The organism is Mesorhizobium sp. YL-MeA3-2017 (assembly GCF_030814575.1).
Taxonomy (GTDB): Bacteria; Pseudomonadota; Alphaproteobacteria; order Rhizobiales; family Rhizobiaceae; genus Mesorhizobium; species Mesorhizobium terrae.
Genome location: NZ_JAUSVH010000001.1, coordinates 3,071,316 through 3,093,680 on the forward strand (window position 1 = coordinate 3,071,316; position 22,365 = coordinate 3,093,680).

General features: G+C 65.6%; 22 protein-coding genes. 16 read left to right on the plus strand and 6 right to left on the minus strand.

Features of this window, described 5'->3' with window-relative positions:
• Positions 1–113 precede the first annotated feature (113 nt).
• Both aroA and QFZ88_RS14765 read left to right on the plus strand, forming a co-directional pair.
• A complete protein-coding gene (gene aroA / locus QFZ88_RS14760; protein WP_024924358.1) occupies positions 114–1,466 on the plus strand; it encodes a 3-phosphoshikimate 1-carboxyvinyltransferase in 1,353 nt (450 codons plus the stop codon).
• A gap of 1,180 nt (positions 1,467–2,646) precedes the next feature.
• Complete coding sequence (locus tag QFZ88_RS14765) at positions 2,647–2,862, plus strand: hypothetical protein (RefSeq protein WP_024927534.1); 216 nt, start codon at positions 2,647–2,649, stop codon at positions 2,860–2,862.
• Positions 2,863–3,010: 148 nt separating this feature from the next.
• Here QFZ88_RS14765 and QFZ88_RS14770 read toward each other — a convergent pair whose 3' ends face one another.
• On the minus strand, positions 3,011–3,496 hold the full coding sequence (locus tag QFZ88_RS14770; RefSeq protein ID WP_307418136.1) for a hypothetical protein: 486 nt from the start codon (positions 3,494–3,496) through the stop codon (positions 3,011–3,013).
• Here QFZ88_RS14770 and cmk point away from each other — a divergent pair.
• From cmk to QFZ88_RS14785, 3 genes are all read left to right on the plus strand, one after another.
• Positions 3,495–4,145 (plus strand): (d)CMP kinase, encoded by a 651-nt coding sequence (gene cmk, locus QFZ88_RS14775; RefSeq protein ID WP_024924356.1) that lies wholly within the window; start codon positions 3,495–3,497, stop codon positions 4,143–4,145. The two genes, QFZ88_RS14770 and cmk, sit on opposite strands and share 2 nt — an antisense overlap.
• 193 nt (positions 4,146–4,338) lie before the next feature.
• The gene (gene rpsA, locus QFZ88_RS14780; protein ID WP_024924355.1) at positions 4,339–6,039 is read left to right on the plus strand and encodes a 30S ribosomal protein S1; all 1,701 of its coding nucleotides are present in this window, start codon (positions 4,339–4,341) and stop codon (positions 6,037–6,039) included.
• A 182-nt stretch (positions 6,040–6,221) separates the two neighbouring features.
• Complete coding sequence (locus QFZ88_RS14785) at positions 6,222–6,602, plus strand: VOC family protein (RefSeq protein WP_024924354.1); 381 nt, start codon at positions 6,222–6,224, stop codon at positions 6,600–6,602.
• 38 nt (positions 6,603–6,640) lie between these two features.
• Here the strand turns inward: QFZ88_RS14785 and QFZ88_RS14790 are convergent, their stop codons facing one another.
• From QFZ88_RS14790 to QFZ88_RS14805, 4 genes are read right to left on the minus strand one after another with little or no spacing between them, the layout of a single operon-like run.
• Positions 6,641–7,348 (minus strand): SDR family NAD(P)-dependent oxidoreductase, encoded by a 708-nt coding sequence (locus tag QFZ88_RS14790; RefSeq protein WP_024924353.1) that lies wholly within the window; start codon positions 7,346–7,348, stop codon positions 6,641–6,643.
• A 57-nt stretch (positions 7,349–7,405) separates the two neighbouring features.
• The gene (locus QFZ88_RS14795; RefSeq protein ID WP_024924352.1) at positions 7,406–8,989 is read right to left on the minus strand and encodes a 5-guanidino-2-oxopentanoate decarboxylase; all 1,584 of its coding nucleotides are present in this window, start codon (positions 8,987–8,989) and stop codon (positions 7,406–7,408) included.
• Positions 8,986–9,633, minus strand: a complete 648-nt coding sequence (locus QFZ88_RS14800; RefSeq protein WP_024924351.1) for a TetR family transcriptional regulator C-terminal domain-containing protein — start codon at positions 9,631–9,633, stop codon at positions 8,986–8,988. The genes QFZ88_RS14795 and QFZ88_RS14800 overlap by 4 nt, the downstream gene beginning before the upstream one ends.
• Positions 9,630–10,502 carry a dimethylarginine dimethylaminohydrolase family protein gene (locus QFZ88_RS14805; protein WP_024924350.1) on the minus strand — a complete coding sequence of 291 codons (873 nt, stop codon included), beginning with the start codon at positions 10,500–10,502 and terminating at the stop codon, positions 9,630–9,632. Before QFZ88_RS14805 ends, QFZ88_RS14800 begins: the two co-directional genes overlap by 4 nt.
• Positions 10,503–10,692: 190 nt before the next feature.
• On the opposite strand from QFZ88_RS14805, the gene QFZ88_RS14810 reads away from it, so the two are divergent.
• The 7 genes from QFZ88_RS14810 (at position 10,693) to QFZ88_RS14840 (ending at position 17,157) form a co-directional block, all read left to right on the plus strand.
• The gene (locus QFZ88_RS14810; protein WP_051504871.1) at positions 10,693–11,529 is read left to right on the plus strand and encodes an ABC transporter ATP-binding protein; all 837 of its coding nucleotides are present in this window, start codon (positions 10,693–10,695) and stop codon (positions 11,527–11,529) included.
• Between the two features lie 77 nt (positions 11,530–11,606).
• A complete protein-coding gene (locus tag QFZ88_RS14815) occupies positions 11,607–12,404 on the plus strand; it encodes a transporter substrate-binding domain-containing protein (protein ID WP_024924348.1) in 798 nt (265 codons plus the stop codon).
• A gap of 173 nt (positions 12,405–12,577) precedes the next feature.
• Entirely contained in the window at positions 12,578–13,327 is a 750-nt protein-coding gene (locus tag QFZ88_RS14820; RefSeq protein WP_081766876.1) for an ABC transporter permease, read from the plus strand.
• Positions 13,327–14,130, plus strand: coding sequence for an ABC transporter permease (locus QFZ88_RS14825; RefSeq protein WP_024924346.1), 804 nt, complete (start codon positions 13,327–13,329; stop codon positions 14,128–14,130). The genes QFZ88_RS14820 and QFZ88_RS14825 overlap by 1 nt, the downstream gene beginning before the upstream one ends.
• 124 nt (positions 14,131–14,254) lie before the next feature.
• The gene (locus QFZ88_RS14830; protein ID WP_024924345.1) at positions 14,255–15,256 is read left to right on the plus strand and encodes an Ldh family oxidoreductase; all 1,002 of its coding nucleotides are present in this window, start codon (positions 14,255–14,257) and stop codon (positions 15,254–15,256) included.
• 130 nt (positions 15,257–15,386) lie between these two features.
• Positions 15,387–16,361, plus strand: coding sequence for a complex I NDUFA9 subunit family protein (locus tag QFZ88_RS14835; protein ID WP_024924344.1), 975 nt, complete (start codon positions 15,387–15,389; stop codon positions 16,359–16,361).
• A 100-nt stretch (positions 16,362–16,461) separates the two neighbouring features.
• Positions 16,462–17,157: an alpha/beta fold hydrolase gene (locus QFZ88_RS14840; protein WP_024924343.1), complete on the plus strand. Its 696-nt coding sequence runs from the start codon at positions 16,462–16,464 to the stop codon at positions 17,155–17,157.
• Between the two features lie 65 nt (positions 17,158–17,222).
• On the opposite strand, the gene QFZ88_RS14845 is transcribed toward QFZ88_RS14840, so the two are convergent.
• A complete protein-coding gene (locus QFZ88_RS14845; RefSeq protein WP_307418142.1) occupies positions 17,223–18,248 on the minus strand; it encodes an undecaprenyl-diphosphate phosphatase in 1,026 nt (341 codons plus the stop codon).
• Between the two features lie 162 nt (positions 18,249–18,410).
• Between QFZ88_RS14845 and QFZ88_RS14850 the strand changes: the two genes are divergently transcribed.
• The 4 genes from QFZ88_RS14850 (at position 18,411) to mepA (ending at position 22,333) form a co-directional block, all read left to right on the plus strand.
• Positions 18,411–19,103, plus strand: coding sequence for a glutathione S-transferase family protein (locus QFZ88_RS14850; protein WP_024924341.1), 693 nt, complete (start codon positions 18,411–18,413; stop codon positions 19,101–19,103).
• The gene (queG, locus tag QFZ88_RS14855; RefSeq protein ID WP_024924340.1) at positions 19,084–20,250 is read left to right on the plus strand and encodes a tRNA epoxyqueuosine(34) reductase QueG; all 1,167 of its coding nucleotides are present in this window, start codon (positions 19,084–19,086) and stop codon (positions 20,248–20,250) included. Before QFZ88_RS14850 ends, queG begins: the two co-directional genes overlap by 20 nt.
• Positions 20,247–21,152: an SDR family oxidoreductase gene (locus QFZ88_RS14860; RefSeq protein WP_024924339.1), complete on the plus strand. Its 906-nt coding sequence runs from the start codon at positions 20,247–20,249 to the stop codon at positions 21,150–21,152. Before queG ends, QFZ88_RS14860 begins: the two co-directional genes overlap by 4 nt.
• 89 nt (positions 21,153–21,241) lie before the next feature.
• Positions 21,242–22,333, plus strand: coding sequence for a penicillin-insensitive murein endopeptidase (gene mepA / locus QFZ88_RS14865; protein ID WP_051504870.1), 1,092 nt, complete (start codon positions 21,242–21,244; stop codon positions 22,331–22,333).
• The last annotated feature ends 32 nt before the right edge of the window (positions 22,334–22,365 follow it).

Here is a 22,365-nt window from a genome sequence, read left to right on the forward strand (position 1 = left end):
CCGCCTTTTTCGGGATGACGGCCAGATGCGGGCATGTTAGGAACGTCCCTGCAAAAACGACCACCCCACGGCTTTGAGCAAAGCTCGGCCGCACAAATCCAGGACAATCGAAAATGGCGCACGACGCCAAGCCACAACCTGCGACCGCGCGGCGGTCGTCGTCGCTTTCGGGCACCGCCCGCGTGCCGGGCGATAAATCGATCTCGCACCGCTCCTTCATGTTCGGCGGTCTCGCTTCCGGCGAGACCCGCATCACCGGCCTGCTCGAGGGCGAGGACGTGATGCGCACCGGCGCCGCCATGAAGGCGATGGGCGCCCATATCGAGAAACATGGCGAGGAATGGGTAATCCGCGGCACCGGCAACGGCGCGCTGCTGCAGCCCGAGGCGCCGCTCGATTTCGGCAATGCCGGCACCGGCTCGCGCCTGACCATGGGCCTCGTCGGCACCTATTACATGGAAACCACCTTCGTCGGCGACGCCTCGCTGTCCAGCCGGCCGATGGGCCGGGTGCTCGACCCGCTGCGGCAGATGGGCGTGCAGGTGCTGCAGGCGGCGCCCGGCGACCGCATGCCGATCACGCTGCGTGGTCCGAGGCACGCGGCGCCCATCACCTATCGTGTGCCGATGGCCTCGGCGCAGGTGAAGTCCGCCGTGCTGCTCGCCGGCCTCAACACGCCGGGCATCACCACGGTGATCGAGCCGGTGATGACGCGCGACCACACCGAGAAGATGCTGAAGGGTTTTGGCGCCAACCTCTCCGTCGAGACCGACGAGCGCGGCGTGCGCCACATCTTCATCGAGGGCCAGGGCAGGTTGTCCGGCCAGGTCATCGCCGTGCCGGGCGACCCGTCCTCGGCCGGTTTCCCGCTGGTCGCCGGCCTGATCGTGCCCGGTTCCGACATCCTCATCGAGAACGTGCTGATGAACCCGACCCGTACCGGCCTGCTGCTGACGCTGCAGGAAATGGGCGGCCGCATCGATATCCTCAACCCGCGCAACGCCGGCGGCGAGGATGTCGCCGACCTGCGCGTCCGCGCGTCCGACCTGAAGGGCGTCGTCGTGCCGGCCGAGCGCGCGCCGTCGATGATCGACGAATATCCGGTACTGGCGGTCGCGGCCTGCTTCGCCGAGGGCGAGACGCTGATGCAGGGCCTGGAGGAATTGCGGGTCAAGGAAAGCGACCGCCTGGCGGCCGTCGCCAACGGGCTGAAGCTCAACGGCGTCGACTGCACCGAAGGCGAGGCCACGCTTGCCGTGCGCGGCGTTCCCGGCGGCAGGGGGCTGGGTGGCCAGGCCAGGGGCGAGGCGGTGAAAACCCATCTCGACCACCGCATCGCCATGAGCTTCCTGATCATGGGTCTGGCGGCCGAAAAGCCGGTGACGGTCGACGACGCCAACATGATCGCCACCAGCTTCCCCGAATTCATGGGGCTGATGAAGGGGCTGGGCGCCGAGATCGAATAGCGGGGCGGGCATCGTTCGTCCCGCATCAGTCCGCCGGACGACCGGCGGCTCGTCCCATCCCACGCCTTCGTCATTCCGGGCAAGCGAGGCGAAGCCGAGCGCCGACCCGGAACCCATTGAGCAGCACGGCCGGGTCCTGGGTTCGCGTCGACAGCTATGAAACATGCAGCGCCGGTCCGGCTGCGTGCACGGTTCCAGACGAGGACCGGGCCGGGCTCGACGATGTTGCGGCCAATGGGTTCCGGCTCTCGCTGCGCTCGGCCGGAATGACGGTGGCGTGGCGGGCTTGAATACACTTCTTCATCGCCACGCTGCGGAAATCCGCCCTGGCCATTGTCAAAAAACACTCCCTTGCAGGAGGTGGGAAGCGGGGCGCCGGGTCGGTGCCTCTTAGCAAATAGCACGTGGCGCCTTCCGGGCGCCCCGCCAGTGTTCTTGCCCCGGACCGACCTCGCCGTCCTTCGCGACGGCAGACTTCGGACCTCGAAGCCGCCATTTTCGGCGGCCGGGTTTTTCCAGGGCCCGGACTTAGGGCTCGTCACCAGACAGCGCCACCGTTAGCGCTGCCAGTCCGGCACCGGCGCCCTCCCTGATACCCGGTGCGCACCAGGTTCCCGTGAGGGCGATGGGCCGATTGTCGTGCAAACCCCGAACGTGTGGGCAAATCCGGGCGTGGTTTTCGTGCGGTTTTCGATAAGGGATTGAAGGGACACGGTTCTTTCTTTGAGCTTGCGCCTACCGCAGCGCTTTCTATCCACATCCTGCACCGCGCCGGTGCATCGGCGTTCCGGTATGGATTCCCGACACGCTCCGCTCGTTCCTCGCTCACGCGGTCGGGAATGACGAACCCTTCCTGCTTTCGCCAAGCCGTTGAGGCGGCGAGGGGATTATTACCGGCGCGGACGGGGCCGCAGTCGGCAATCCACATCGCGTTGCAGGCATCGCGCAGGCCGGTGGAACTCCATGTCCAACGCTCGGCCGATTCGGGAAAATTTGACAAATCCCGGGAAAGGGAAAAAAGATAAGGCGCTCAGATGTACGTGGGCCTCATCCCGATGAGGCAGTTCATCCGGCCTGGGCCTGGACGCAAATGGCGACATTTGTGCGGGCCTCTGGGTGCGGATAATGGGCACTACCCCTCGTCCAGTTACACCGGTTCGATGCGACAGGGGTATTTGCCATGAACATAAAAGTCAGGCCGGCAAAGCGGCTCGGGGTCGAGAAGATAATCCTTAGTCAGCCGCTCGAACTCGTTGAGATGGACGTCGACGGTGACGACATAAAGCTGCGTTTCTGTGCCGGCGGCCTCTACGACGACAAATCCCAATATCGCTACACCATGCAGTTTTCGCGCAGCGAGATGCTGGAACTGCTCACCGGCGCGGGCGCGCATTGATCGCAGCGGCGACCGGCCCAGTCGAACGGTTCGATCGGCCGCCTCTTATGTTGCACATGGCCGAAATCGGCGCCGCCGATGCCGATGGGCCTGGGGGCCTGCCCCGCCCCGGCTGAGCCGGGGCGGGGTAGTGTCGTAGGGTTGCCGGCTATTTGTGGCCGGCGAACTGCATCACGTCGGCGCAGAATTCGGCATGGGGCTTGCTCATGGCCGCATCCTGGCACTCCTTCGTCATCCGGCCCTGATCGTCCTTGGACATAGCCTGCCAGGCTTTCATCATGTCGTCCTTGGGCTTCATGGTCTTCATGCCGCTATCGGTGAAAAACGGCGTCATCACAGCCGGTTCATCGAGGGCTCCGGCAAAGGCCGGGCCGGCGAGGATCGAGGCCGCCAACGCACAAAGGCAAAGAATTTTCTTCGTCACGCTAAGTCCTCCCGTAGGGTTGAAGAGGCCGGCTTGTGCAGGCCTCATTTGTGAGTACGGGGACAAACAAACGAATGTTTCTGGCCTGCCGTTCACGAAATAGTGCGCCGCCGGGCGAAGCGGCCTCCCATGCGCCTGTGACGCGAATGCGTGACGGCAAGTGAAGACACCCTTGCCTTCCGTCTCCGTCTCGGCTTCAAGCAGGACCATGCCAAACCCTCTCACCATCGCCATCGACGGCCCGGCAGGCGCGGGCAAGGGCACGTTGGCCCGCCGGCTGGCCGACTATTACCACCTGCCGCATCTCGACACCGGCCTCACCTATCGCGCCGTCGCGCATATGCTTCTGACGAAAGGCTGGCCGCTGGGCGATGAGCCGCATGCCATCGAGGCGGCGCGGCTGGTCGAACTGTCGGGGCTCGACAAGCGCATCCTGTCGGCGCACGCCGTCGGCGAGGCCGCGTCCAGGGTCGCGGTCATTCCCGAGGTGCGCAGGATCCTCGTCGACAAGCAGCGCGCCTTCGCAACCCAGTCTTCCGGGGCGGTGCTCGACGGCCGCGACATCGGCACCGTGGTGTGCCCCGACGCCGCCGTGAAGCTCTATGTGACGGCCAGCGCCGAGGTTCGTGCCGGGCGGCGCCTGGCCGAAATCGAGGAAAATGGCGGATCGGCCGATTTCGCCGCGATCCTTGCCGATATCCAACGCCGCGACGAGCGCGACATGGGCCGCGCCGACTCGCCTTTGAAGCCTGCCGCCGACGCGCACTTGCTTGATACCTCGCAAATGGATATAGAAGCCGCGTTTCTGGCGGCCAAGGCGATCGTTGACGACGTCCTGGCCAAGAGAGACGAGGCCTGATCAGGGTTTTTCGCCGATCGCTGTTGTCTGCGGCGCGAAGATACCCATATCGGACCAAAACCGGCCTGCCAGCATTCTTCTGCGCCGAACCGCCGCTTCATCGCGGCCAAGGGTCTTGACCCGGAATGTCGGCAGGTCATCGCAACGCTAACCCACGGCGCCAGCCTCCAGGAGAGGCTTTTCAGGAGAAAATATGTCTCAAGCTATTCCCACTCGCGACGATTTCGCGAGCATGCTCGAAGAATCGTTCTCGGACGGTCACTCGGGCGAAGGCCAGGTCGTGCGCGGTACCGTTACCGCCATTGAAAAGGACATGGCCATCATCGACGTCGGCCTCAAGGTCGAAGGCCGCGTGGCACTGAAGGAATTCGGCGCCAAGGGCAAGGAAGGCGGCCTCAAGGTCGGCGATACCGTCGAAGTTTATGTCGAGCGCATCGAAAACGCGCTGGGCGAAGCCATGCTCTCGCGCGACAAGGCGCGCCGCGAGGAAAGCTGGGTCAAGCTGGAAGAGAAGTTCGCCAAGGGCGAGCGCGTCGAAGGCGTCATCTTCAACCAGGTCAAGGGTGGCTTCACCGTCGATCTGGACGGCGCCGTTGCCTTCCTGCCGCGTTCGCAGGTCGACATCCGTCCGATCCGCGACGTCACCCCGCTCATGCACAACCCGCAGCCCTTCGAGATCCTCAAGATGGATCGCCGTCGCGGCAACATCGTCGTGTCGCGCCGCACAGTTCTCGAAGAGAGCCGTGCAGAACAGCGCTCCGAGATCGTCCAGAACCTCGAAGAGGGTCAGGTTGTCGAGGGCGTGGTCAAGAACATCACCGACTACGGTGCGTTCGTTGACCTCGGCGGCATCGACGGCCTGCTGCACGTCACCGACATGGCCTGGCGCCGCGTCAACCATCCGACCGAGATCCTCAACATCGGCCAGACTGTCAAGGTGCAGATCATCCGCATCAACCAGGAAACCCACCGTATCTCGCTCGGCATGAAGCAGCTCGAGTCGGATCCGTGGTCGGATATCGGCACCAAGTTCCCGATCGGCAAGAAGATCACCGGCACCGTCACCAACATCACCGACTATGGCGCGTTCGTCGAGCTGGAGCCGGGCATCGAAGGCCTCATCCACGTTTCGGAAATGTCGTGGACCAAGAAGAACGTGCACCCCGGCAAGATCCTGTCGACCACTCAGCAGGTCGACGTGGTCGTGCTCGAGGTCGATCCGGCCAAGCGCCGCATCTCGCTCGGTCTCAAGCAGACGCTGGAGAACCCGTGGCACGCCTTCGCCGCCAACCACCCGGTCGGCTCGACCGTGGAAGGCGAAGTCAAGAACAAGACCGAGTTCGGTCTGTTCATCGGCCTCGACGGCGACGTGGACGGCATGGTCCACCTGTCGGATCTCGACTGGAACCGTCCGGGCGAGCAGGTCATCGAAGAGTACAATCGCGGCGACATGGTCAAGGCGCAGGTTCTCGACGTCGACATCGACAAGGAGCGCATCTCGCTCGGCGTCAAGCAGCTGCAGCGCGACACGGCCGGCGAAGCCGCCACGTCGGGCGAACTGCGCAAGAACGCCGTCGTCACCTGCGAGGTCACCGGCGTGAAGGATGGCGGTCTGGAAGTGCGGCTTGTTGAAAGCGGCATCGACACCTTCATCAAGCGTTCCGACCTGTCGCGTGACCGTGACGAGCAGCGCCCCGAGCGCTTCACCGTCGGTCAGAAGGTCGACGCCCGCGTCATCGCCTTCGACAAGAAGACCCGCAAGCTGCAGGTCTCGATCAAGGCGCTGGAAATCGCCGAGGAGAAGGAAGCGGTCGCTCAGTACGGCTCGACCGACTCCGGCGCTTCGCTGGGCGACATCCTGGGTGCCGCGCTGAAGAAGCAGGGCGGCAACTAAGCCGACCGCACCATTGCCGCGCCGCTCTCGGCGGCGCGACACAGAGACAAAAGAACCCGCTGGAGCGATCCGGCGGGTTTTTTGTTGTCTTGTCCCGAACGGGCCGTCTTGAAAGTCGTCAACCGTCCGGGGACATTGCCGCCGCCGGCGTCATGCTGGTGTTTGTCCCGGGGTGGTTCTCAATGATCGATCATGTCACCGTCGCCGTCAGCGACCTCGCCGCGAGCAAGCTGTTTTACGAGAAGGCTTTCGTGCCACTCGGCTACCAGCTTTCCTTCGGAGAGGAGGGTGTCTTCTGGGCCTTCAACATCGGCGACGGCCTGTTCGAGATCATGCAGGCAGCCAGCCCCGGACCATTGACCCGCGTGCATGTCGCTTTCCGCGCCAAAAGCCATGCGCAAGTGGACGCTTTTTATCAGGCGGCACTGGCAGCCGGAGCGGCTGACAACGGCGCGCCGGGACCGCGCCCCGCTTATACGCCGAACTATTACGCGGCCTTCGTGATCGATCCGAATGGCTACAACATCGAGGCCATGATCGACGAGGCCGCCGACGCCGGTTGACCGGCGGCCTGCAGCGAACTGTCGGGAGAGACCCCGATCTAGGCCTTGCCGTAAAGCGGCACCAGCGTGCCGTTCATCGCCTCGTTGCTGGGCGAGGCGAGATAGACGATCGTTTCGGCCGCCGCGTCCAGGCTCACCCATTTCGAAAAATCGGCGTCGGGCATGTCGGCGCGGTTGGTCGGCGTGTCGAGCGTGGAAGGGGCGATCGCGTTGACGAGGATACCCTTGCCCTTCAGCTCCTCAGCCAGCGCCACCGTCATCGCCGCCACCGCGGCCTTGCTTGCCGCATAGGCGACCATGCCGGCGCCGCGCCTCGGGTCAAGCCCGGGCCGCGCCGAGACATTGACGATGCGCCCGGCCGTGCCGGAGGCAAGCATGGCGCGCACCGCCGCCCGGCTGCACAGGAAGGCGGTGCGGGCATTGGTGTCCATCATCTCGTTGTAGGCGGCCGATTCGGTCTTCTCCACCGGCGCCATGGCGAAACCGCCGGCAAGATGGATCGACGCCCACAGGTCCGGCACGCCGGCATAGAAGGCGGTGACGGCCTCGGTGTCCTCCAGATAGACATTGTTCACCAGCCGCACGCGCTCGTGCTTGGTGAAGGGGAAATGGGCGGGTGCCGCGGCATGGCTGTTCGGCACGTGACAGATCGCGCCTTCCTGCAACAGCCGCGTCACCACGGCACTGCCGAGCGCGCCCGTGCCGCCGGTCACCACCACATGTTTTTGTTCCAGCGTAGCCGCCATTCGCGACAACTCCTGCTCGTGGAAAGAAGATTATGGAAAGTCGCGCCTTTCGGGCGATCACTCAACCGAAATCTCGATGAGGAAAGGCTTTTTTGTCGCGCGTGCCTTACCCAAAGCTTGCGCCAGGCCCGCCGGGCCGTCGAGCCGGTGCGAGCCGATGCCGTAGGCTTCGGCCAGCTTGCAGAAATCCGGCGGCGCCGGCGAGACGCCGACCGGTTCGACACCGACATCGCGCATCGAGGTCTCGATCTCGCGGTAGCCGCGATTGTTCCAGACCACGAAGATCACCGGGGTTCCGGCGTCGAGCGCCGCGCCGACCTCGGGCAGGGTGAACTGGAAGCCGCCGTCGCCGGTGAGGCAGACGACCGTGGCGTCCGCTACGGCCAGCGCCGCGCCGATCGCAGCCGGCGGGCCGAAGCCCAGCGCGCCGAAGCCGGTCGCGGCATTGAACCAGCCGGACGGCCGGTCGTGGTCGTAATAGAGGTTGGCCGCATAGACGGGCTGGGTGGAATCGCCGACGATGATGGCGTTTGGCAGCGCGTTGCGGATCGTCTCCACGGCCGCGACCTGCGCCTGCATGGCCGGGCCGATCTCGGCGAAGGCGGCGGCCCGAGCCGAGGCGGCGCGCGGCGCCCCTTGCTTGGTGGCCGCGCCGGCATCCTGTGCCACTGCCTTCAGCAATGCCGCGAGCGCCTCCGCGCAATCGGCCTCGATGGCGATTGTCGCCGGGTGGCGGGCGAGCTGGTCCGCGTCGATGTCGATGCGCACCAGTTGGGCCGGTGCCGCGAAGCCGCCATCGCCGTACATGTCATAGTCGGTCGGGCCGAATTCGGTGCCGACCGCCAGCACGAAATCGGCGTCGGCCATCAGCGCGCGCACCGCCTTCAGGCTCGGGCTGGCGGGAACGGTGAGCGCGTGGCCGTGCATGAGGCCGCGCGCATTGGCAGTCTGGATCACCGGCGCGTCGAGGCGCTCGGCAAGATGCCGAAGCAGGGTGCCGGCACCCCTGGCGCCGCCGCCGGCCAGGATCAGCGGGCGCGCGGCGGCCGTTGCCAACGCCGCCGCCTTTTCGATCGCCGCCATATCGAGCGCCTTGGTGCGTGGCGGCTGCCCGGTCGCTTTCAGCCCGTCGGCCGGCTGGCCCATCACGTCGAGGGGAATTTCGATGTGAACCGGGCCGGGCCGCGCCGTCTTGAACAGGTCGAAGGCGCGCGCCAGCACACTTGGCAATTGCGCGGGCTCCGTGACGCGTTCGGAAAACAGTGCCACCTTCGCCATCATGCCGCGCTGGTCGGGCAGTTCATGCAGGTAGCCGAGGCCGCGTCCGAGCGTCGGCGTGGCGTTGACGCCGGAAATGACCAGCATCGGCACTGAATCGGCCCGTGCCTGACCCATGGCGGTGATGGTGTTGGTGAGGCCCGGCCCTGTGATGACGAAAGCGACGCCCGGCCTGCCGGAGGCGCGTGCATAACCGTCGGCCATGAAGCCGGCGCCTTGCTCGTGGCGCGGCGTGATGTGGCGAATGCCAGATCGGGCAAGGCCGCGATAAAGCTCGACCGTGTGCACGCCCGGAATGCCGAACACGGTGTCGACGCCATGGGCTTCGAGCAGCGCGATGAGCGCTTCGCCAACGGTGGTCATGTCTTGGTCTCCTCCTCCGGGCCGAGTTCCAGTTCGGCCTCGACGGTCCTGATGCCGATGGCGGCGAGTTCGCCGGCCGAAAACATCTCGCCGGCAAGGCAGCCTTCGAGCCACAGGCCGTCGATGACGGCATTGACGGCGATGGCGTGGCCGCGCAAGCGGGCCTTGTCGGGCGCGCGACCCTTCGCCGCCAGCACTTCGGCCACGAGCGCCTCGACCTCGTTGCGGAAGCCGAGATAACCCTCGCGATGCGCGCTGGCCAACGCCGGGTCGGAATTGGCGCGGCCGATGAAGGTCGCCCACAGCGAAAACACCCGCTGGTCGACGATCGGCGCCTCGAGATTGGCGGCGACGAAGGCTGCAAGCCGCTGGCGCGGCGTGGCGCCATCCATGGCAAGTGCCGCCTTGGCCTGCTCGGTCATGCGGCCGACCAATGTCGCGTAGGCTGCCTGCAACAAGTCTTCCTTGCTGGGGAAATAATGCCGGATCAGCCCGGCGGTGACGCCGGCGCGCAGCGCGATGGCGCGCAAGGTGGCCCCTTGCAGTCCGCGTTCGGCCACGCAATCCAGGGTCGCCTCGACAAGATCCTGCCGCCGCCGCTCCTCGCCTTCGCGGCGGAACTTGCGGCGGACCGGCGCATTCATTGCCGCAGGATCGGCCGGGTCAGGCAGGTCGGTCCGCCCTCGCAGGCGATGCACAGCGCGTCGGCCTCGAAGGTCGCCACCGTGCAGCCCGCCGCTTCCATCGCGGCCTTGGTCTTGGGGAAGCCGGCGACGGCGATCACCTGTCCGGGGCTGGTCGGCAGGACATTGAGGCTGAGGCCGTTGGAGGCGGCGAATTCGCCGGCATCGCCTTCGACCAGCCGAATGCCGCGCTCCCTGAGCATCTGGTAGAACGGCGCCGGCAGCAGCGGCGAATAGACCAGCGCAAGATCGTCGGCCAGCGGGCTGATCACCGACATCAGATGCAGGCAGGCCTCCTCGCCATGCCACAGCGGCAGGTCGAAGCCGTAAACGGCGATACCCAGCGGCGACAACAGGTTCGAGACCTGCTGGATACCGGCCTGGTTGGTGCGCACGCCGCGGCCGATGGCCAGGGTGCGGGCATCTACCCACACGCAGTCGCCACCCTCGACCTGGCCGGGCGCCTCGACGCGGCCGAGGATCGGAATGCCCAGCTTCGTATAGGTCTCTTCGTGCAGCGCTGGTTCTCCGGCGCGCAACGCCTTGCCCATCGACAGGATCAGGGCGCCACGGTCGGTCATCAGTGATGGATCATGGGTGAACACCGAGTCCGAAAGCCCGTCGGCCCGGTCCTCGACCCATTCGATTTCGGCGCCGGACGCCGCGACCAGATCGGCAAGCGCGGCGTGCTGCACGGCCGCTTTCGCCGGGTCGAAGCCCGGCCCGTAATGCCAGGCTGCCCTGTCGGCGCCGCGCATGGCGTTGGCCGCCGACCGCATCAGCACGCGCCGCAGCGGCGCCGCCATGGACTGAGATCCGAAAGCGCTCATCGATGCCCTTTTAGGTTGAAAAAAATCGAAGAAATTTCATGAAAGGCTATTTATACACTTGCGTAACAAGGCCGCAAGTGCCGTAATGGCGAGGATTGACGGGCCGGCGCTGCCGGGTCCATGCTGAAGTCTGGAGCGGGACAGTACAGCGTATGTTGATTAGCCGGATAGCTGTTCGACGAGAGGTCGAATGTCGCGCAGAGGGTCGCCGGTGAGCGTCGCGAGCGCCGCATCCGCTCCGTCCGGCAAGGTGCTGAACAGCGCCGCCGAAGCCATTCATGTCGAGGACCTGCACAAGAAATTCGGCGAGCTTCACGTGCTGAAAGGCGTGTCCTTGTCGGCGCGCGACGGCGAGGTGGTGGCCATCATCGGCGGCAGCGGCTCGGGCAAATCCACCCTCTTGCGCTGCATCAACTGCCTGGAAAACCCGACAAGCGGCATCATCCGTGTCAATGGCGAGGAGATCAAGCTCAAGGCCGACAGCCATGGCCATACCGTGCCCGCCGACCGCCGGCAGATCGAGCGCATTCGCTCCAAGCTCGGCATGGTGTTCCAGAGCTTCAATCTGTGGAGCCACATGACGCTCTTGCAGAACGTCATCGAGGTTCCGGTGCATGTTCTGGGCGTCAGGCGCGACGAGGCGATCGCCACGGCCGAAAAGCTGCTGGCCCGCGTCGGCCTCGCCGAGAAGCGCGACGTCTACCCGGCCTTCCTGTCCGGCGGCCAGCAGCAGCGCGCCGCCATCGCCAGGGCGCTCGCCATCCAGCCCAGGGTCATGCTGTTCGACGAGCCGACCTCGGCGCTGGACCCCGAACTGGTCGGCGAGGTCTTGAAGGTGATCGGCGACCTGGCGCGCGAGGGGCGCACCATGGTGCTCGTCACCCATGAAATGAAGTTTGCCCGCGAGGTGGCGACGCATGTCATCTACCTGCACAACGGGCTGGTCGAGGAAGAGGGGCCGCCCGAGCAGGTGTTCGGCGCGCCGAAATCCGAGCGGCTGAAACAGTTTCTGCGCAATGTTGGATGACCCTTCGGGGTCTCGGCATGCCGGAAAGAGAAGACGAAAAAAATACTGGGAACATGAAAAACAACGGGAGAACTGGAATGAAAACATTTCTCAAGACCGCAGTCGCCGCCGCCGCGCTCGCGCTGGCGGGAACCTTCGCGGCCAGCGCCGAGCAGGTGAAGGTCGGCTTCTCGCCTGAAGCCTATCCGCCCTTCTACTCGCAGGATGCGTCCGGCAAGTGGGGTGGCTGGGAGGTCGACATCGCCATGGCGATCTGCGCCGAGGCCAAGCTCGATTGCGTGCTGACGCCGATTCCGTGGGATGGGCTGATCCCCGGCCTCAAGACCAAGAAGATCGACACCATTATGAACTCGATGTCGATCACCGACGAGCGCAAGAAGGAGATCGACTTCTCCGACAAATATTACAACACCCCGACCTCGATCGCCGGCGCCAAGGGCCAGAAGTTCGACGCGACGCCGGAAGGGCTGAAGGGCAAGGTGATCGGCGTTCAGGTGTCCACCATCCACGCCGCCTACGCCAAGAAGCATTTCGGCTCGACCGCGGCCGAGATCAAGGAATACCAGACCCAGGACGAGGCCAATCAGGACCTCGCCGCCGGCCGCATCGACGCCACCCAGGCCGACCAGATCGCGCTCGATGCTTTCCTGCAGTCGGACCAGGGCAAGGCCTGCTGCGACATGAAGGGCAATGTCGCGCCCGATCTCGAAGTGCTCGGCCCGGGCGTCGGCGCCGGCGTGCGCAAGGGCGACGACGAGCTGAAGGGCAAGATCAACACGGCCATCAAGGCCATCCGCACCAACGGCAAATATGCCGAGATCACCAAGAAGTACTTCACCTTCGATGTCTATGGCGACGAGGTCCAGTCCAACTAGGGTCGCGGACTGAAACCGCTCCGCGTGGCGCCGTCACCGGCGACGCGCGCATCCGGCGGGCGCTCTGCGCCGACGCCGGGTCATGAGCCGGCACGTCGGGGGGCGGGCCGGCTCATTCGAAGCAATTCTGCAGCGGCGGTCCGTGGTGCCGCCGTCCAGTCGGGGTAACGACGCTGACAGACATCTTCCTTTCGGCCTCGGCGGCCGGCCTCGCCGACCTCCTGGCATTCAGTCCGCCTGGCTGGGGTGGCAATCTTTTGCGTGGCCTGCTCGCTTCGGTCGGCATCGCCTGCGGTTCGTTCGGCCTTGGCCTTCTGATCGGCATCTGCGGCGCCTATGGCAAGCTTTACGGCAGCCCGATGGTGCGCGACCTGTTCGGCCTCTACACCACCGTGGTGCGCGCGGTGCCGGAACTGGTGCTGATCCTTTTGCTCTATTTCGCGGGGACCGACCTGGTGAACCGCCTGCTCACCTTGATGGGCTATGCGCCGGTCGACATCAACGGCCTGATCGCCGGCATCTGCGTGCTCGGCGTCGTCCAGGGCGCCTATTCCACCGAAGTGCTGCGCGGCGCCATCCTCGCCATTCCGCAGGGCCAGATCGAGGCGGCACGGGCCTATGGTATGTCGCCGGCGCTGCAATTGCGGCGCATCACCCTGCCGGCGATGGCGCCCTTCGCCATTCCGGGCCTCGCCAATCTGTGGCTGATCGCCACCAAGGACACCGCCCTGCTGGCCGTCGTCGGCTTCAATGAGCTGACGCAGACGACGCGGCTCGCTGCTGGCGCCACCAAGGCCTATTTCACCTTCTTCATTGCCGCCGGCGTGCTCTATCTGGCGCTGACCCTGGTCTCCAACCTGATCATTTCGCGTTTCGAACGCTATTCGCGGCGCGGCATGCCGCCTTTGGCGGAGACACGCTGATGGCTATGGCAACGACATCGGTTCCCCAGCGAAGGTCGGAATGGCTGCAGCCGCACCGCATCGTGCTGATGATCATCGCGGCGGCGATCGTGCTCGCCTCGATCTTCTTCATGCGCTGGGACTGGCTGCCCGCCTATCTGCCGCTTGCCCTGCAAGGCATCTGGCGCACCATCTGGCTTCTGGCGGTGACGTCGGTTCTGGGCATTTCGCTGGCGATCCCGATCGGCTTCGCCCAGGTCGCCGGTCCGGCATTCCTGGCGGTGCCGGCGCGGCTGTTCTGCACGGTCATCCGCGGCACGCCGCTGCTGTTGCAATTGTGGCTGCTCTATTACGGACTGGGCTCCCTGTTCCCGCAATTCCCGTGGATCCGCGACTCCTTCCTCTGGCCGTATCTCCGGCAGGCCTGGCCCTATGCCGTCCTGGCGCTGACCTTGTCCTATGCCGGCTACGAGGGCGAGGTGATGCGCGGCGCCTTCGCCGGCGTGCCGAGAGGACAGCTCGAAGCAGCGCGCGCCTTCGGCATGCGCCGCTGGACCGCCTTCCGGCGCATCTGGCTGCCACAGGCCTTGCGGCGCGCCTTGCCGACGCTGGCCGGCGAGACGGTTCTGCAGCTCAAGGCAACGCCGCTGGTGGCGACCATCACCATGGTCGACATCTATTCCGTGGCGTCGCGGGTCCGGCAGGAGACCTTCGTCACCTATGAGCCCTTGCTGCTGCTGGCGGTGGTCTATATGGCCATTACCGGCGTCCTCGTTTTCGGCTTCCGCAAGCTCGAACAGCGGATCCCGGCGAGACTGGGTTGACCCGCTTCGCGCTCTTGCGGCAGAGATCGTGCGACAGGCTGGCCCAGGGGGTGGGCGCGGAATTTTTGGCGGCGTCGACACCAGGCTGCGCGTGGCGCCGCCGGGTCCGGTTCAGGGGGATGGGATGCAGCTCAGTCTCGAACAGGCCAGTGCCCTATGCCGCATGGCGGCGCTCGGGGCCGGCGCCAGCGATGAAACCGCCCGCTCGATCGCTACCGCGGCGATCGCTGCCGAGGCGGAAGGCAACAAGGCCGTCGGCCTGTCGCACTATATCGACTATCTGGAAGCGCTCGAGGCCGGCCGCATCAACGGCAAGGCCGAACCGGCCATCTCCCGCCCGGCGCTCGCCATCTATCTTTCGGACGCACGGGGCGGTGCCGCCCATACCGGCTTCGACCGCATCGCCGAGGATCTTGCCAAGACGGCGCGGCTGTTCGGCGTCGCCATCTTCTCGCAGAAGAACGCCTATACGGCCGGCGCGCTCGGCTATTTCACCGGCCGTCTCGCCGAACAGGGCCTGGTCGCTTTCGGCGCCACCAACGGCCCGGCGGTGCTTGCCGGCTCCGGCTCGACCAAGCCGGTCTATTGCACCAATCCGATGTCGTTTGCCTGCCCGGCCGCCGACGGCCCGCCGCTGATCATCGACCAGTCTTCGAGCGCGACCGCCTTCGTCAACATCCGCAAGGCGGCCGCCGACGGCAAGGCGATCCCCGAGGGTTGGGCCCTCGACAATGCGGGTAACCCGACCACCGACCCCGCAGCCGCCATGAAGGGCGCGCTGCTGGCTTTCGGCGGCCAGCGCGGCGCCAACATCGCGCTGATGGTGGAGGTGCTGGCGGCCGGCCTGTCGGGCGCCAACTGGTCGCTCGACGCGCCCTGGTTCACCGGCGGGCCGGACAACCCCGGCACCGGCCTGTTCATCCTGGCGATCGAACCCAAGCTGCTCGATCCCGATTTCGAAAAGCGCATGAAGGATCAGCTGGCGCGGCTCAATCGCCGCTACGGCGTCCACATACCCGGGGTCTCGAAGGCGACGGCCACCGAAAAAGCGGCCGCGCGCGGCATCACCGTCTCCAAGGACATCGTCGAGCGCATCGCCGATTTCGCCGAGCGGCACAAGCGCTAGCCGTCCGCTTTCGCGGGCGGACTGGCTGCCCCAAAGATGAAGCCGCGGCGACCTCCTGTCGCCCTTTGCCTTTGGCGCGAAACCGACTATGAAACGGCTTCAGCCAAGCTTTCGAGCGCCGGAGCCAGCCATGACCGAAATCCTGCAAACCCCCAAGCTCGTCGTCGTTTTCGGCGGCTCAGGCTTTGTCGGGCGGCATGTCGTGCGCGCGCTGGCCAAGCGCGGCTATCGCGTCAGGGTCGCCTGCCGCCGTCCCGATCTCGCCGGCCATCTGCAGCCGCTCGGCAATGTCGGCCAGATCCAGGCGGTCCAGGCCAATATCCGCGTGCGCTGGTCGGTCGACAACGCCGTCCAGGGCGCCGATCACGTCATCAATCTCGTCGGCATCCTCCATGAAAGCGGCCGCCAGCGCTTCGGCGTGGTGCATGATTTCGGCGCTCGCGCCGTCGCCGAGGCCGCCCGCTCGGTCGGCGCAGGCCTCACCCATGTCTCGGCACTCGGCGCCAGCGCCGATTCCCAATCCGACTACGCCCGCACCAAGGCGCTGGGCGAGAAGGCCGTTTTCGACACCAAGCAAGACGCGGTGATCTATCGCCCGTCGATCAATTTCGGCCCCGAGGACGGTTTCTTCAACCGCTTCGCCGCGATGGCGCGCTTTTCGCCCGTGCTGCCGCTGATCGGCGGCGGCGAGACCCGTTTCCAGCCGGTCTATGTCGGCGACGTCGCCGAGGCGATCGCGCGTTCGGTCGAGGGTAAGGTCGAAGGCGGCCGCGTCTATGAACTCGGCGGGCCGAACGTGCTGACCTTCAAGCAATGCCTGCAGGAAATGCTGACGGTGATCGAGCGCAAGCGCCTGCTGGTGGCGATGCCGTGGTGGGTGGCGCGGCTTCAGGCGTCGATCCTCGGCCTGCTGCCAAATCCGCTTTTGACCGGCGACCAGGTTACGCTGCTGCAGTCGGACAATGTGGTTTCCGATGCCGCCGCCAAGGAAGGCCGCACACTCGCCGCGCTCGGCATCACCGCGAAATCGGTCGGCACCATCCTGCCCAGCTATCTGTGGCGTTTCCGCGCCGCCGGTCAGTTCCAGCGCAAGCCCGCTGCCTGATCTTTCTGATATCTCGCGTGCTAGAAAAAGGCTGGAGCAATCCGGCCTTTTTGGTCGTATGCGGGGCGTCGTTAACGCGCTGGGCCGGATGACGTAGACGATGGAGAGCCAACTGGAACTCGTGCTTTTGCATGCGCTGCCGTTCGACGCAGCAATGTGGACAGAACAACAGAATGTCCTGCCCGGCCACACGCATGCCCCTACGATGTACGGTCTTGGTGAAACCCTGCCCCAATGGGCTTCGGAAATCCTTGGCAGCCTCAGGGGCGACCGGTTGATCGTCGTCGGTAATTCGGTAGGCGGCTCCTGCGCTTTGGAGATGGCCGTCCTGGCACCTGAGCGCATTGCGGCCGTTGTGCTGATTGGTGCCAACGCTGGACACCGTCGCGATTCCGCACTGCGGACCGAGGCTGCTGAGCTACTCGGCAATAGCGGTGTGGGGGCGGCGTGGGATCTATACTGGGATCCGTTGATCTCCTCATTTGCGCCTTCTGCTTTGCGGGCTCGAGCAAAGTCCTGGGCAACGAACTTAGACTGGCGAGCAATCGCAAAAGGCGTGGAGGCATTTCATACCAGGCCTGACAGAAACGATTTTCTACCGCGCCTCGAATGTCCGGTCGTCTGCATCTCAGGGGAGAATGACGTGGCACCCGGTCCTGTCGTTACGATCAGACAGGCGCGCTCGGCAAAGGACGGACGCCTGACTATCGTCCCGCAGTGCGGGCACTATGTTCCCTTCGAGAAGCCGGCCGTACTTAACGGTATCCTGCATTCACTGATCGACGAGCTGTCCTGATCGGTACAGACTTGTGATCGAGGCGATCGTAGGATTTCGCCCGTTCCGCCCCGCCTTCTTCGCGCTCAACCCCAGATGAACAGGGCGGCCAGGCCGACGCCGCCGACGATCAGCCGCCACCAGCCGAACAGCGAATAGCCGTGCCGGGAGACGTAGCCGAGCAGGCTGCGCACCACGATGACGGCGACGATGAAGGCCGCCACGAAGCCGACGGCGATGATCGGGAAGTCTCCGCTCGTCAGGGCGTGCCGGTTCTTGATCAGATCGAGCGTGAAGGCGCCCAGCATGGTGGGGATGGCGAGGAAGAACGAAAATTCGGCGGCGGCGCGCTTGTCGACCCCCATCAGCAGCGAGCCGACGATGGTGGCGCCGGAGCGCGAGGTGCCGGGGATCATTGCCAGGCACTGGAACAGGCCGATCTTGAGGCACATCGACAGCGGCAGTTCCGAGGCGTTGTGATATTTCGGCTTCAGGTCCAGCCTGTCGATCCACAACAGCACGATGCCGCCCAGGATCAGCATGATGCAGATCAGCTTCGGCGTTTCGAACAGCACCGTCTTGATGAAATCATGCGCCAGCGCGCCGATCACGGCGGCCGGCAGGAAGGCCAGGAACACGCCGACCAGCAGGCGCACGCTCGGGTCCTTCGGCAATTCGGGCGGCAGGAACATGTTGACACGCCGGCGTTTCACCTTCGCCGCGACGAATTCGAAGGCGCAGCCAACCAGCCACACTAACGAGGCGATGGAGCCGATCGCCGCCTCGACCAGCAGGCCGAAGGCGCCGGGCTGGCGCAGGAATGCCCAGATCCGGCCCGCATAGAGGCTGAGAATCGCGAGGATGGCGCCGAGCTGGATCAGCACCTCGAACACCTTGCCGGTCGATTCGAAGCCGAGAAAATGGCCGGCCAAAAGGATGTGGCCCGTCGAGGACACCGGAAGGAATTCCGTCAGCCCTTCGAGCAGGCCGAGCAGCAGCGCTTCCACCAAAGTCCAGAATTCCATAGCAACCTCGCGGAGGGCGCGATCGGCAAAAGCGGGTCCGGTCTTGCCCTTGCTCGCGCTCGAACTGTCGAACCGACGCACCGGCATTCGGCCAAAGTCGCAAACTGTGGCGAATCCCGCGTCGGGGCTTGCTTGTCAGCGTGCTCAACTGCTCCTATAGCTCGCAGCACCCTGACAGCCCGTGGAATCGGGCGACCAAGACTTATCGGCGCGGCCAACGATTCGCCAGCGCATATATCATTCGAGACTATGCTGACGCTTTTCCACCACCCCATGTTCGCCAGTTGCCGCTTCGTACGCCTCGCCTTCGGCGAGTATGGCGAGGAGCTGGCGCTGATCGAAGAGAAGCCGTGGACCCGCCGCAAGGAGTTCCTGGCGCTCAATCCCGCCGGCACCTTGCCCATCCTGCTGGCCGAAGGCGACGTGCCGATCATCGGCGCCGGCGTCATCGCCGAATATCTGGACGAGACGCGCGGCGTGTTGAAGCGCGACAAGCGCCTGTTCGTCGAAGGGCCGATGGAGCGCGCCGAGATTCGCCGCCTCACCGACTGGTATCTGGCCAAGACTGAGACCGAGGTGACCCGCCATCTCGTGCGCGAACGCGTCCTGAAGCCGCACATGCCGGCGGAAGCCGGTGGCGGCTCGCCCGATTCGACCGCGATCCGCGCCGCCCGCGCCAACATCCGCCAGCATATGAAATACACCAACTGGCTGGCCGGCACGCGCCACTGGCTGGCCGGCAGCCGCATCACCTATGCGGATCTTGCCGCCGCCGCCGCCCTTTCGGTGCTCGATTATCTGGGCGAGATCGACTGGCGCGAATACGGCGCCGCCCGCGAATGGTACACCCGCGTGAAATCGCGCCCCTCCTTCCGCCCGCTGCTGGCCGACCGGGTGCGGGGCCTGTCGCCGGTATCGCATTATGCGGACCTCGATTTCTGATCCGGCAAAGCTGCGTCAACTGATCGACCGGGAGGCGCGGCGCGCCGGTTTCGATGCCGTCGCCGTCACCACGCCAAATGCCATTCCGCAGGCGCCGGCGCGGCTCGCCGAATTCGTCGCCGCCGGTTTTCACGGTTCGATGGGCTGGATGGCCGAGACGCTGCAGCGCCGAGCCGATCCGTCGGTGCTGTGGCCGGATGTGCGTTCCATCATCGTTTTGGCGATGAACTATGGTCCGGATCGCGATCCGCGCCTGCTCCAGCAAAGGCCGGACCGCGGCGCCATCTCGGTCTATGCCCGGAACCGCGACTACCACGACATCATCAAGGGCCGGCTGAAGGAGCTGGCCGGCAAGCTGGTCGCCGTGGCTGGCGGCGACGTCAAGGTTTTTGTCGACACCGCGCCGGTGATGGAAAAACCGCTGGCGGAAGCCGCCGGACTGGGCTGGCAGGGCAAGCACACCAATCTGGTCAGCCGCCCGCACGGCTCCTGGCTGTTCCTCGGCACCATCTTCACCACCGCCGAACTTACGCCGGACGCTGCCGAGGAGGACCATTGCGGGTCCTGTCGCGCCTGTCTCGACGCTTGCCCGACCGCGGCCTTTCCCGCCCCTTACCGGCTCGATGCGCGCCGCTGCATCTCCTATCTCACCATCGAGAACAAGGGGCCGATCCCACACGAATTCCGCGCCGCCATCGGCAACCGCATCTATGGCTGCGACGATTGCCTGGCCGCGTGCCCGTGGAACAAATTCGCGCAGGCCGCGTCGGAGGCAAAACTCGTCGCGCGCGCCGAATTGCGCGAGCCGCGGCTGGCCGATTTGCTTGCGCTTGACGATGCCGCCTTCCGTACCTTCTTTTCCGGTTCGCCGGTCAAGCGTATCGGCCGTGACCGCTTCATCCGCAACGTCTTGATCGCCGCCGGAAATTCGGGCGAGGGAAGCCTCGTCGCATCCGTGCGCGCGCTTCTGGCCGACGCTTCGCCGCTGGTGCGGGGTGCGGCGGTGTGGGCACTGTCGCGACTGATGGCGCGCGCTACATTCGGCGATCTGGCCGAGGCGGCGCTGCCGGGCGAGGACGACGCGGTCGTCTGCGACGAGTGGCGGTCGGCGCTGGATGAGGCGACGAGCAAGGGAACGACGGCATGACCGGCAACAGCATATTCATTTTCGGCGCCGGTTATTCCGCGCAGGGCTTTGCCCGCCTGAACGGCGATTTCGGTGGCTTTGCCGGCACCACGCGTTCGCCGGACAAGTTCGACGCGCTCCGGCAGGCGGGGATTGAACCCTTGGGCTTTGACGGGACGTTGACGGACGAGATCGCGGCGGCACTCAAAAGGACCACGCATCTGGTGATTTCCATCGCTCCCGAGGCGGACGGCGACCTGGTGCTGAAAGCCGCGCGGGAAACGCTTGCCGAACGCATGCCGGCCTTGCGCTGGATCGGCTATCTGTCGACGGTCGGCGTCTATGGCGACCATGGCGGCGACTGGGTGGACGAGAACAGCGAATGCCGCCCGGTTTCCGGTCGCTCCGTCGCCCGATTGGCGGCGGAACGGGCCTGGCTGGACCTTGGCCGCGACATTAACCGACCGGTCGCGGTGCTGCGCCTTTCCGGCATCTACGGTCCCGGCCGCAACGCCTTGGTCAATCTCACCGACGGCAGCGCCAAGCGCCTGATCAAGCCGGGGCAGGTGTTCAACCGCATCCATCGCGACGACATTGCCGGCGCCTTGCGCCATCTGGCCGGACAGGAGCTGGGCGGCGTCTTCAACGTCACCGACGATCTGCCGGCGCCGCCGCAGGACGTGGTGACTTATGCGGCGTCGCTGATGGGTGTTGAGCCGCCGCCGGAGACGGATTTCGAGACCGCTCGGCTATCGCCGATGGCCCGGTCCTTCTATGGCGAGAACAAACGTGTCTCGAACGCGGCGATCAAGGCCAGCGGTTATGCATTCCGCTTCCCCGACTACCATTCGGCCTTCGACCATATGTGGGCGAGTGGCGACTGGGGCAAAGGCGTCGCGCGCAGCCCGATGAAGCGCTCGTGATCGCGTCGCATGGCCGTGGCGTGATATGATTCGCGCGGGCTGGGGTGGAACCGAAGGGACTGCGCGAGCAGGGAGAGGCTAAGGTGAGGATGAGGCTGCGAACCATCGCCCGCAAGGCGGCCTGCGCACTGGTGGGCCTGGCCGCGCTTGTTGGCGCCGTCGAATTCGAGGCGCGCCCGGCGATGGCGGAGGAACTGGCGAAGGACCTGTTCGGCGCCGAGAAGCTGCCGGCGGCAACCACGCCGCAATCCTTCGGGTTCTACTCGAAAGGCTGTTTCACTGGCGGCGTCGCTATTCCCTTCGAAGGCGATACCTGGACGGTCATGCGGCCTTCCCGCAACCGCCGCTGGGGCCACCCGGCGATGATCGCGCTGCTCGAGAAATTCTCCCGCGACGCCGCCTCCGATGGCTGGCCGGGCCTGCTTCTGGGCGACATCTCGCAGCCGCGCGGCGGCCCGATGCTGACTGGCCATGCCTCGCACCAGATCGGCCTCGACGCCGACATCTGGCTGACGCCGATGCCGAAACGCGAACTGACCTCGGCCGAGCGCGAGAACAAGAGCGCGACCCTGATGGTCGACCCCAAGACCCACCGCGTCTACGACAAATTGTGGACACCGGCGCACACCCAGCTTCTCAAGCGCGCGGCGAGCTATCCGGAAATCGAGCGCATCCTGGTCAATCCCGGCATCAAGAAGAAACTTTGCGATACCGTCACCGGCGATCGTTCCTGGCTGCGCAAGATCAGGCCGTTCTGGGGCCATGACTATCATTTCCACATCCGCATCGGCTGCCAGCCCGGCTCGCATGGCTGCAAGGAGCAGGCGGCGACGTCACCGGGCGACGGCTGCGACAAGTCGCTGGCCTGGTGGTTCACCGAGGAGCCGTGGCGCCCCAACAAGAACCCCGATGCGCCGAAGGCGCGCGACATCATGACGATGGCCAACCTGCCGAAGGAATGCCGGATGGTGCTGCAGGCGCCGTCGCCGGCCTCCGCCGAGGCGGCAACCTATCATGGCGACGGCCGCGCGCCCGTTGCGGTCGCCGCCTCGCCCGAACCCGCCGAGGCGCCTGCCGCGACGGCCGTCGGCGAGACGCCGCCCGAACCTGTCAGCGCCAATGCCTTTGCGCCGACGCCCGCCATCGGCATTCCGTTGCCGCGCCCCCGCCCGGGCGGCTGAAACGGCGCAAGCGGTGGGAAGACCAGAAAAAG

What these genes read in the sequence shown, in the direction of transcription:
- aroA (WP_024924358.1), top strand. Translation starts at nt 114, where the DNA reads ATGGCGCACGACGCCAAGCCACAACCTGCGACCGCGCGGCGGTCGTCG.
- QFZ88_RS14765 (WP_024927534.1), top strand. Translation starts at nt 2,647, where the DNA reads ATGAACATAAAAGTCAGGCCGGCAAAGCGGCTCGGGGTCGAGAAGATA.
- cmk (WP_024924356.1), top strand. Translation starts at nt 3,495, where the DNA reads ATGCCAAACCCTCTCACCATCGCCATCGACGGCCCGGCAGGCGCGGGC.
- QFZ88_RS14770 (WP_307418136.1), bottom strand. Translation starts at nt 3,496, where the DNA reads ATGGTCCTGCTTGAAGCCGAGACGGAGACGGAAGGCAAGGGTGTCTTC.
- rpsA (WP_024924355.1), top strand. Translation starts at nt 4,339, where the DNA reads ATGTCTCAAGCTATTCCCACTCGCGACGATTTCGCGAGCATGCTCGAA.
- QFZ88_RS14785 (WP_024924354.1), top strand. Translation starts at nt 6,222, where the DNA reads ATGATCGATCATGTCACCGTCGCCGTCAGCGACCTCGCCGCGAGCAAG.
- QFZ88_RS14790 (WP_024924353.1), bottom strand. Translation starts at nt 7,348, where the DNA reads ATGGCGGCTACGCTGGAACAAAAACATGTGGTGGTGACCGGCGGCACG.
- QFZ88_RS14795 (WP_024924352.1), bottom strand. Translation starts at nt 8,989, where the DNA reads ATGACCACCGTTGGCGAAGCGCTCATCGCGCTGCTCGAAGCCCATGGC.
- QFZ88_RS14800 (WP_024924351.1), bottom strand. Translation starts at nt 9,633, where the DNA reads ATGAATGCGCCGGTCCGCCGCAAGTTCCGCCGCGAAGGCGAGGAGCGG.
- QFZ88_RS14805 (WP_024924350.1), bottom strand. Translation starts at nt 10,502, where the DNA reads ATGAGCGCTTTCGGATCTCAGTCCATGGCGGCGCCGCTGCGGCGCGTG.
- QFZ88_RS14810 (WP_051504871.1), top strand. Translation starts at nt 10,693, where the DNA reads ATGTCGCGCAGAGGGTCGCCGGTGAGCGTCGCGAGCGCCGCATCCGCT.
- QFZ88_RS14815 (WP_024924348.1), top strand. Translation starts at nt 11,607, where the DNA reads ATGAAAACATTTCTCAAGACCGCAGTCGCCGCCGCCGCGCTCGCGCTG.
- QFZ88_RS14825 (WP_024924346.1), top strand. Translation starts at nt 13,327, where the DNA reads ATGGCTATGGCAACGACATCGGTTCCCCAGCGAAGGTCGGAATGGCTG.
- QFZ88_RS14830 (WP_024924345.1), top strand. Translation starts at nt 14,255, where the DNA reads ATGCAGCTCAGTCTCGAACAGGCCAGTGCCCTATGCCGCATGGCGGCG.
- QFZ88_RS14835 (WP_024924344.1), top strand. Translation starts at nt 15,387, where the DNA reads ATGACCGAAATCCTGCAAACCCCCAAGCTCGTCGTCGTTTTCGGCGGC.
- QFZ88_RS14840 (WP_024924343.1), top strand. Translation starts at nt 16,462, where the DNA reads ATGGAGAGCCAACTGGAACTCGTGCTTTTGCATGCGCTGCCGTTCGAC.
- QFZ88_RS14845 (WP_307418142.1), bottom strand. Translation starts at nt 18,248, where the DNA reads ATGCCGGTGCGTCGGTTCGACAGTTCGAGCGCGAGCAAGGGCAAGACC.
- QFZ88_RS14850 (WP_024924341.1), top strand. Translation starts at nt 18,411, where the DNA reads ATGCTGACGCTTTTCCACCACCCCATGTTCGCCAGTTGCCGCTTCGTA.
- queG (WP_024924340.1), top strand. Translation starts at nt 19,084, where the DNA reads ATGCGGACCTCGATTTCTGATCCGGCAAAGCTGCGTCAACTGATCGAC.
- QFZ88_RS14860 (WP_024924339.1), top strand. Translation starts at nt 20,247, where the DNA reads ATGACCGGCAACAGCATATTCATTTTCGGCGCCGGTTATTCCGCGCAG.
- mepA (WP_051504870.1), top strand. Translation starts at nt 21,242, where the DNA reads ATGAGGCTGCGAACCATCGCCCGCAAGGCGGCCTGCGCACTGGTGGGC.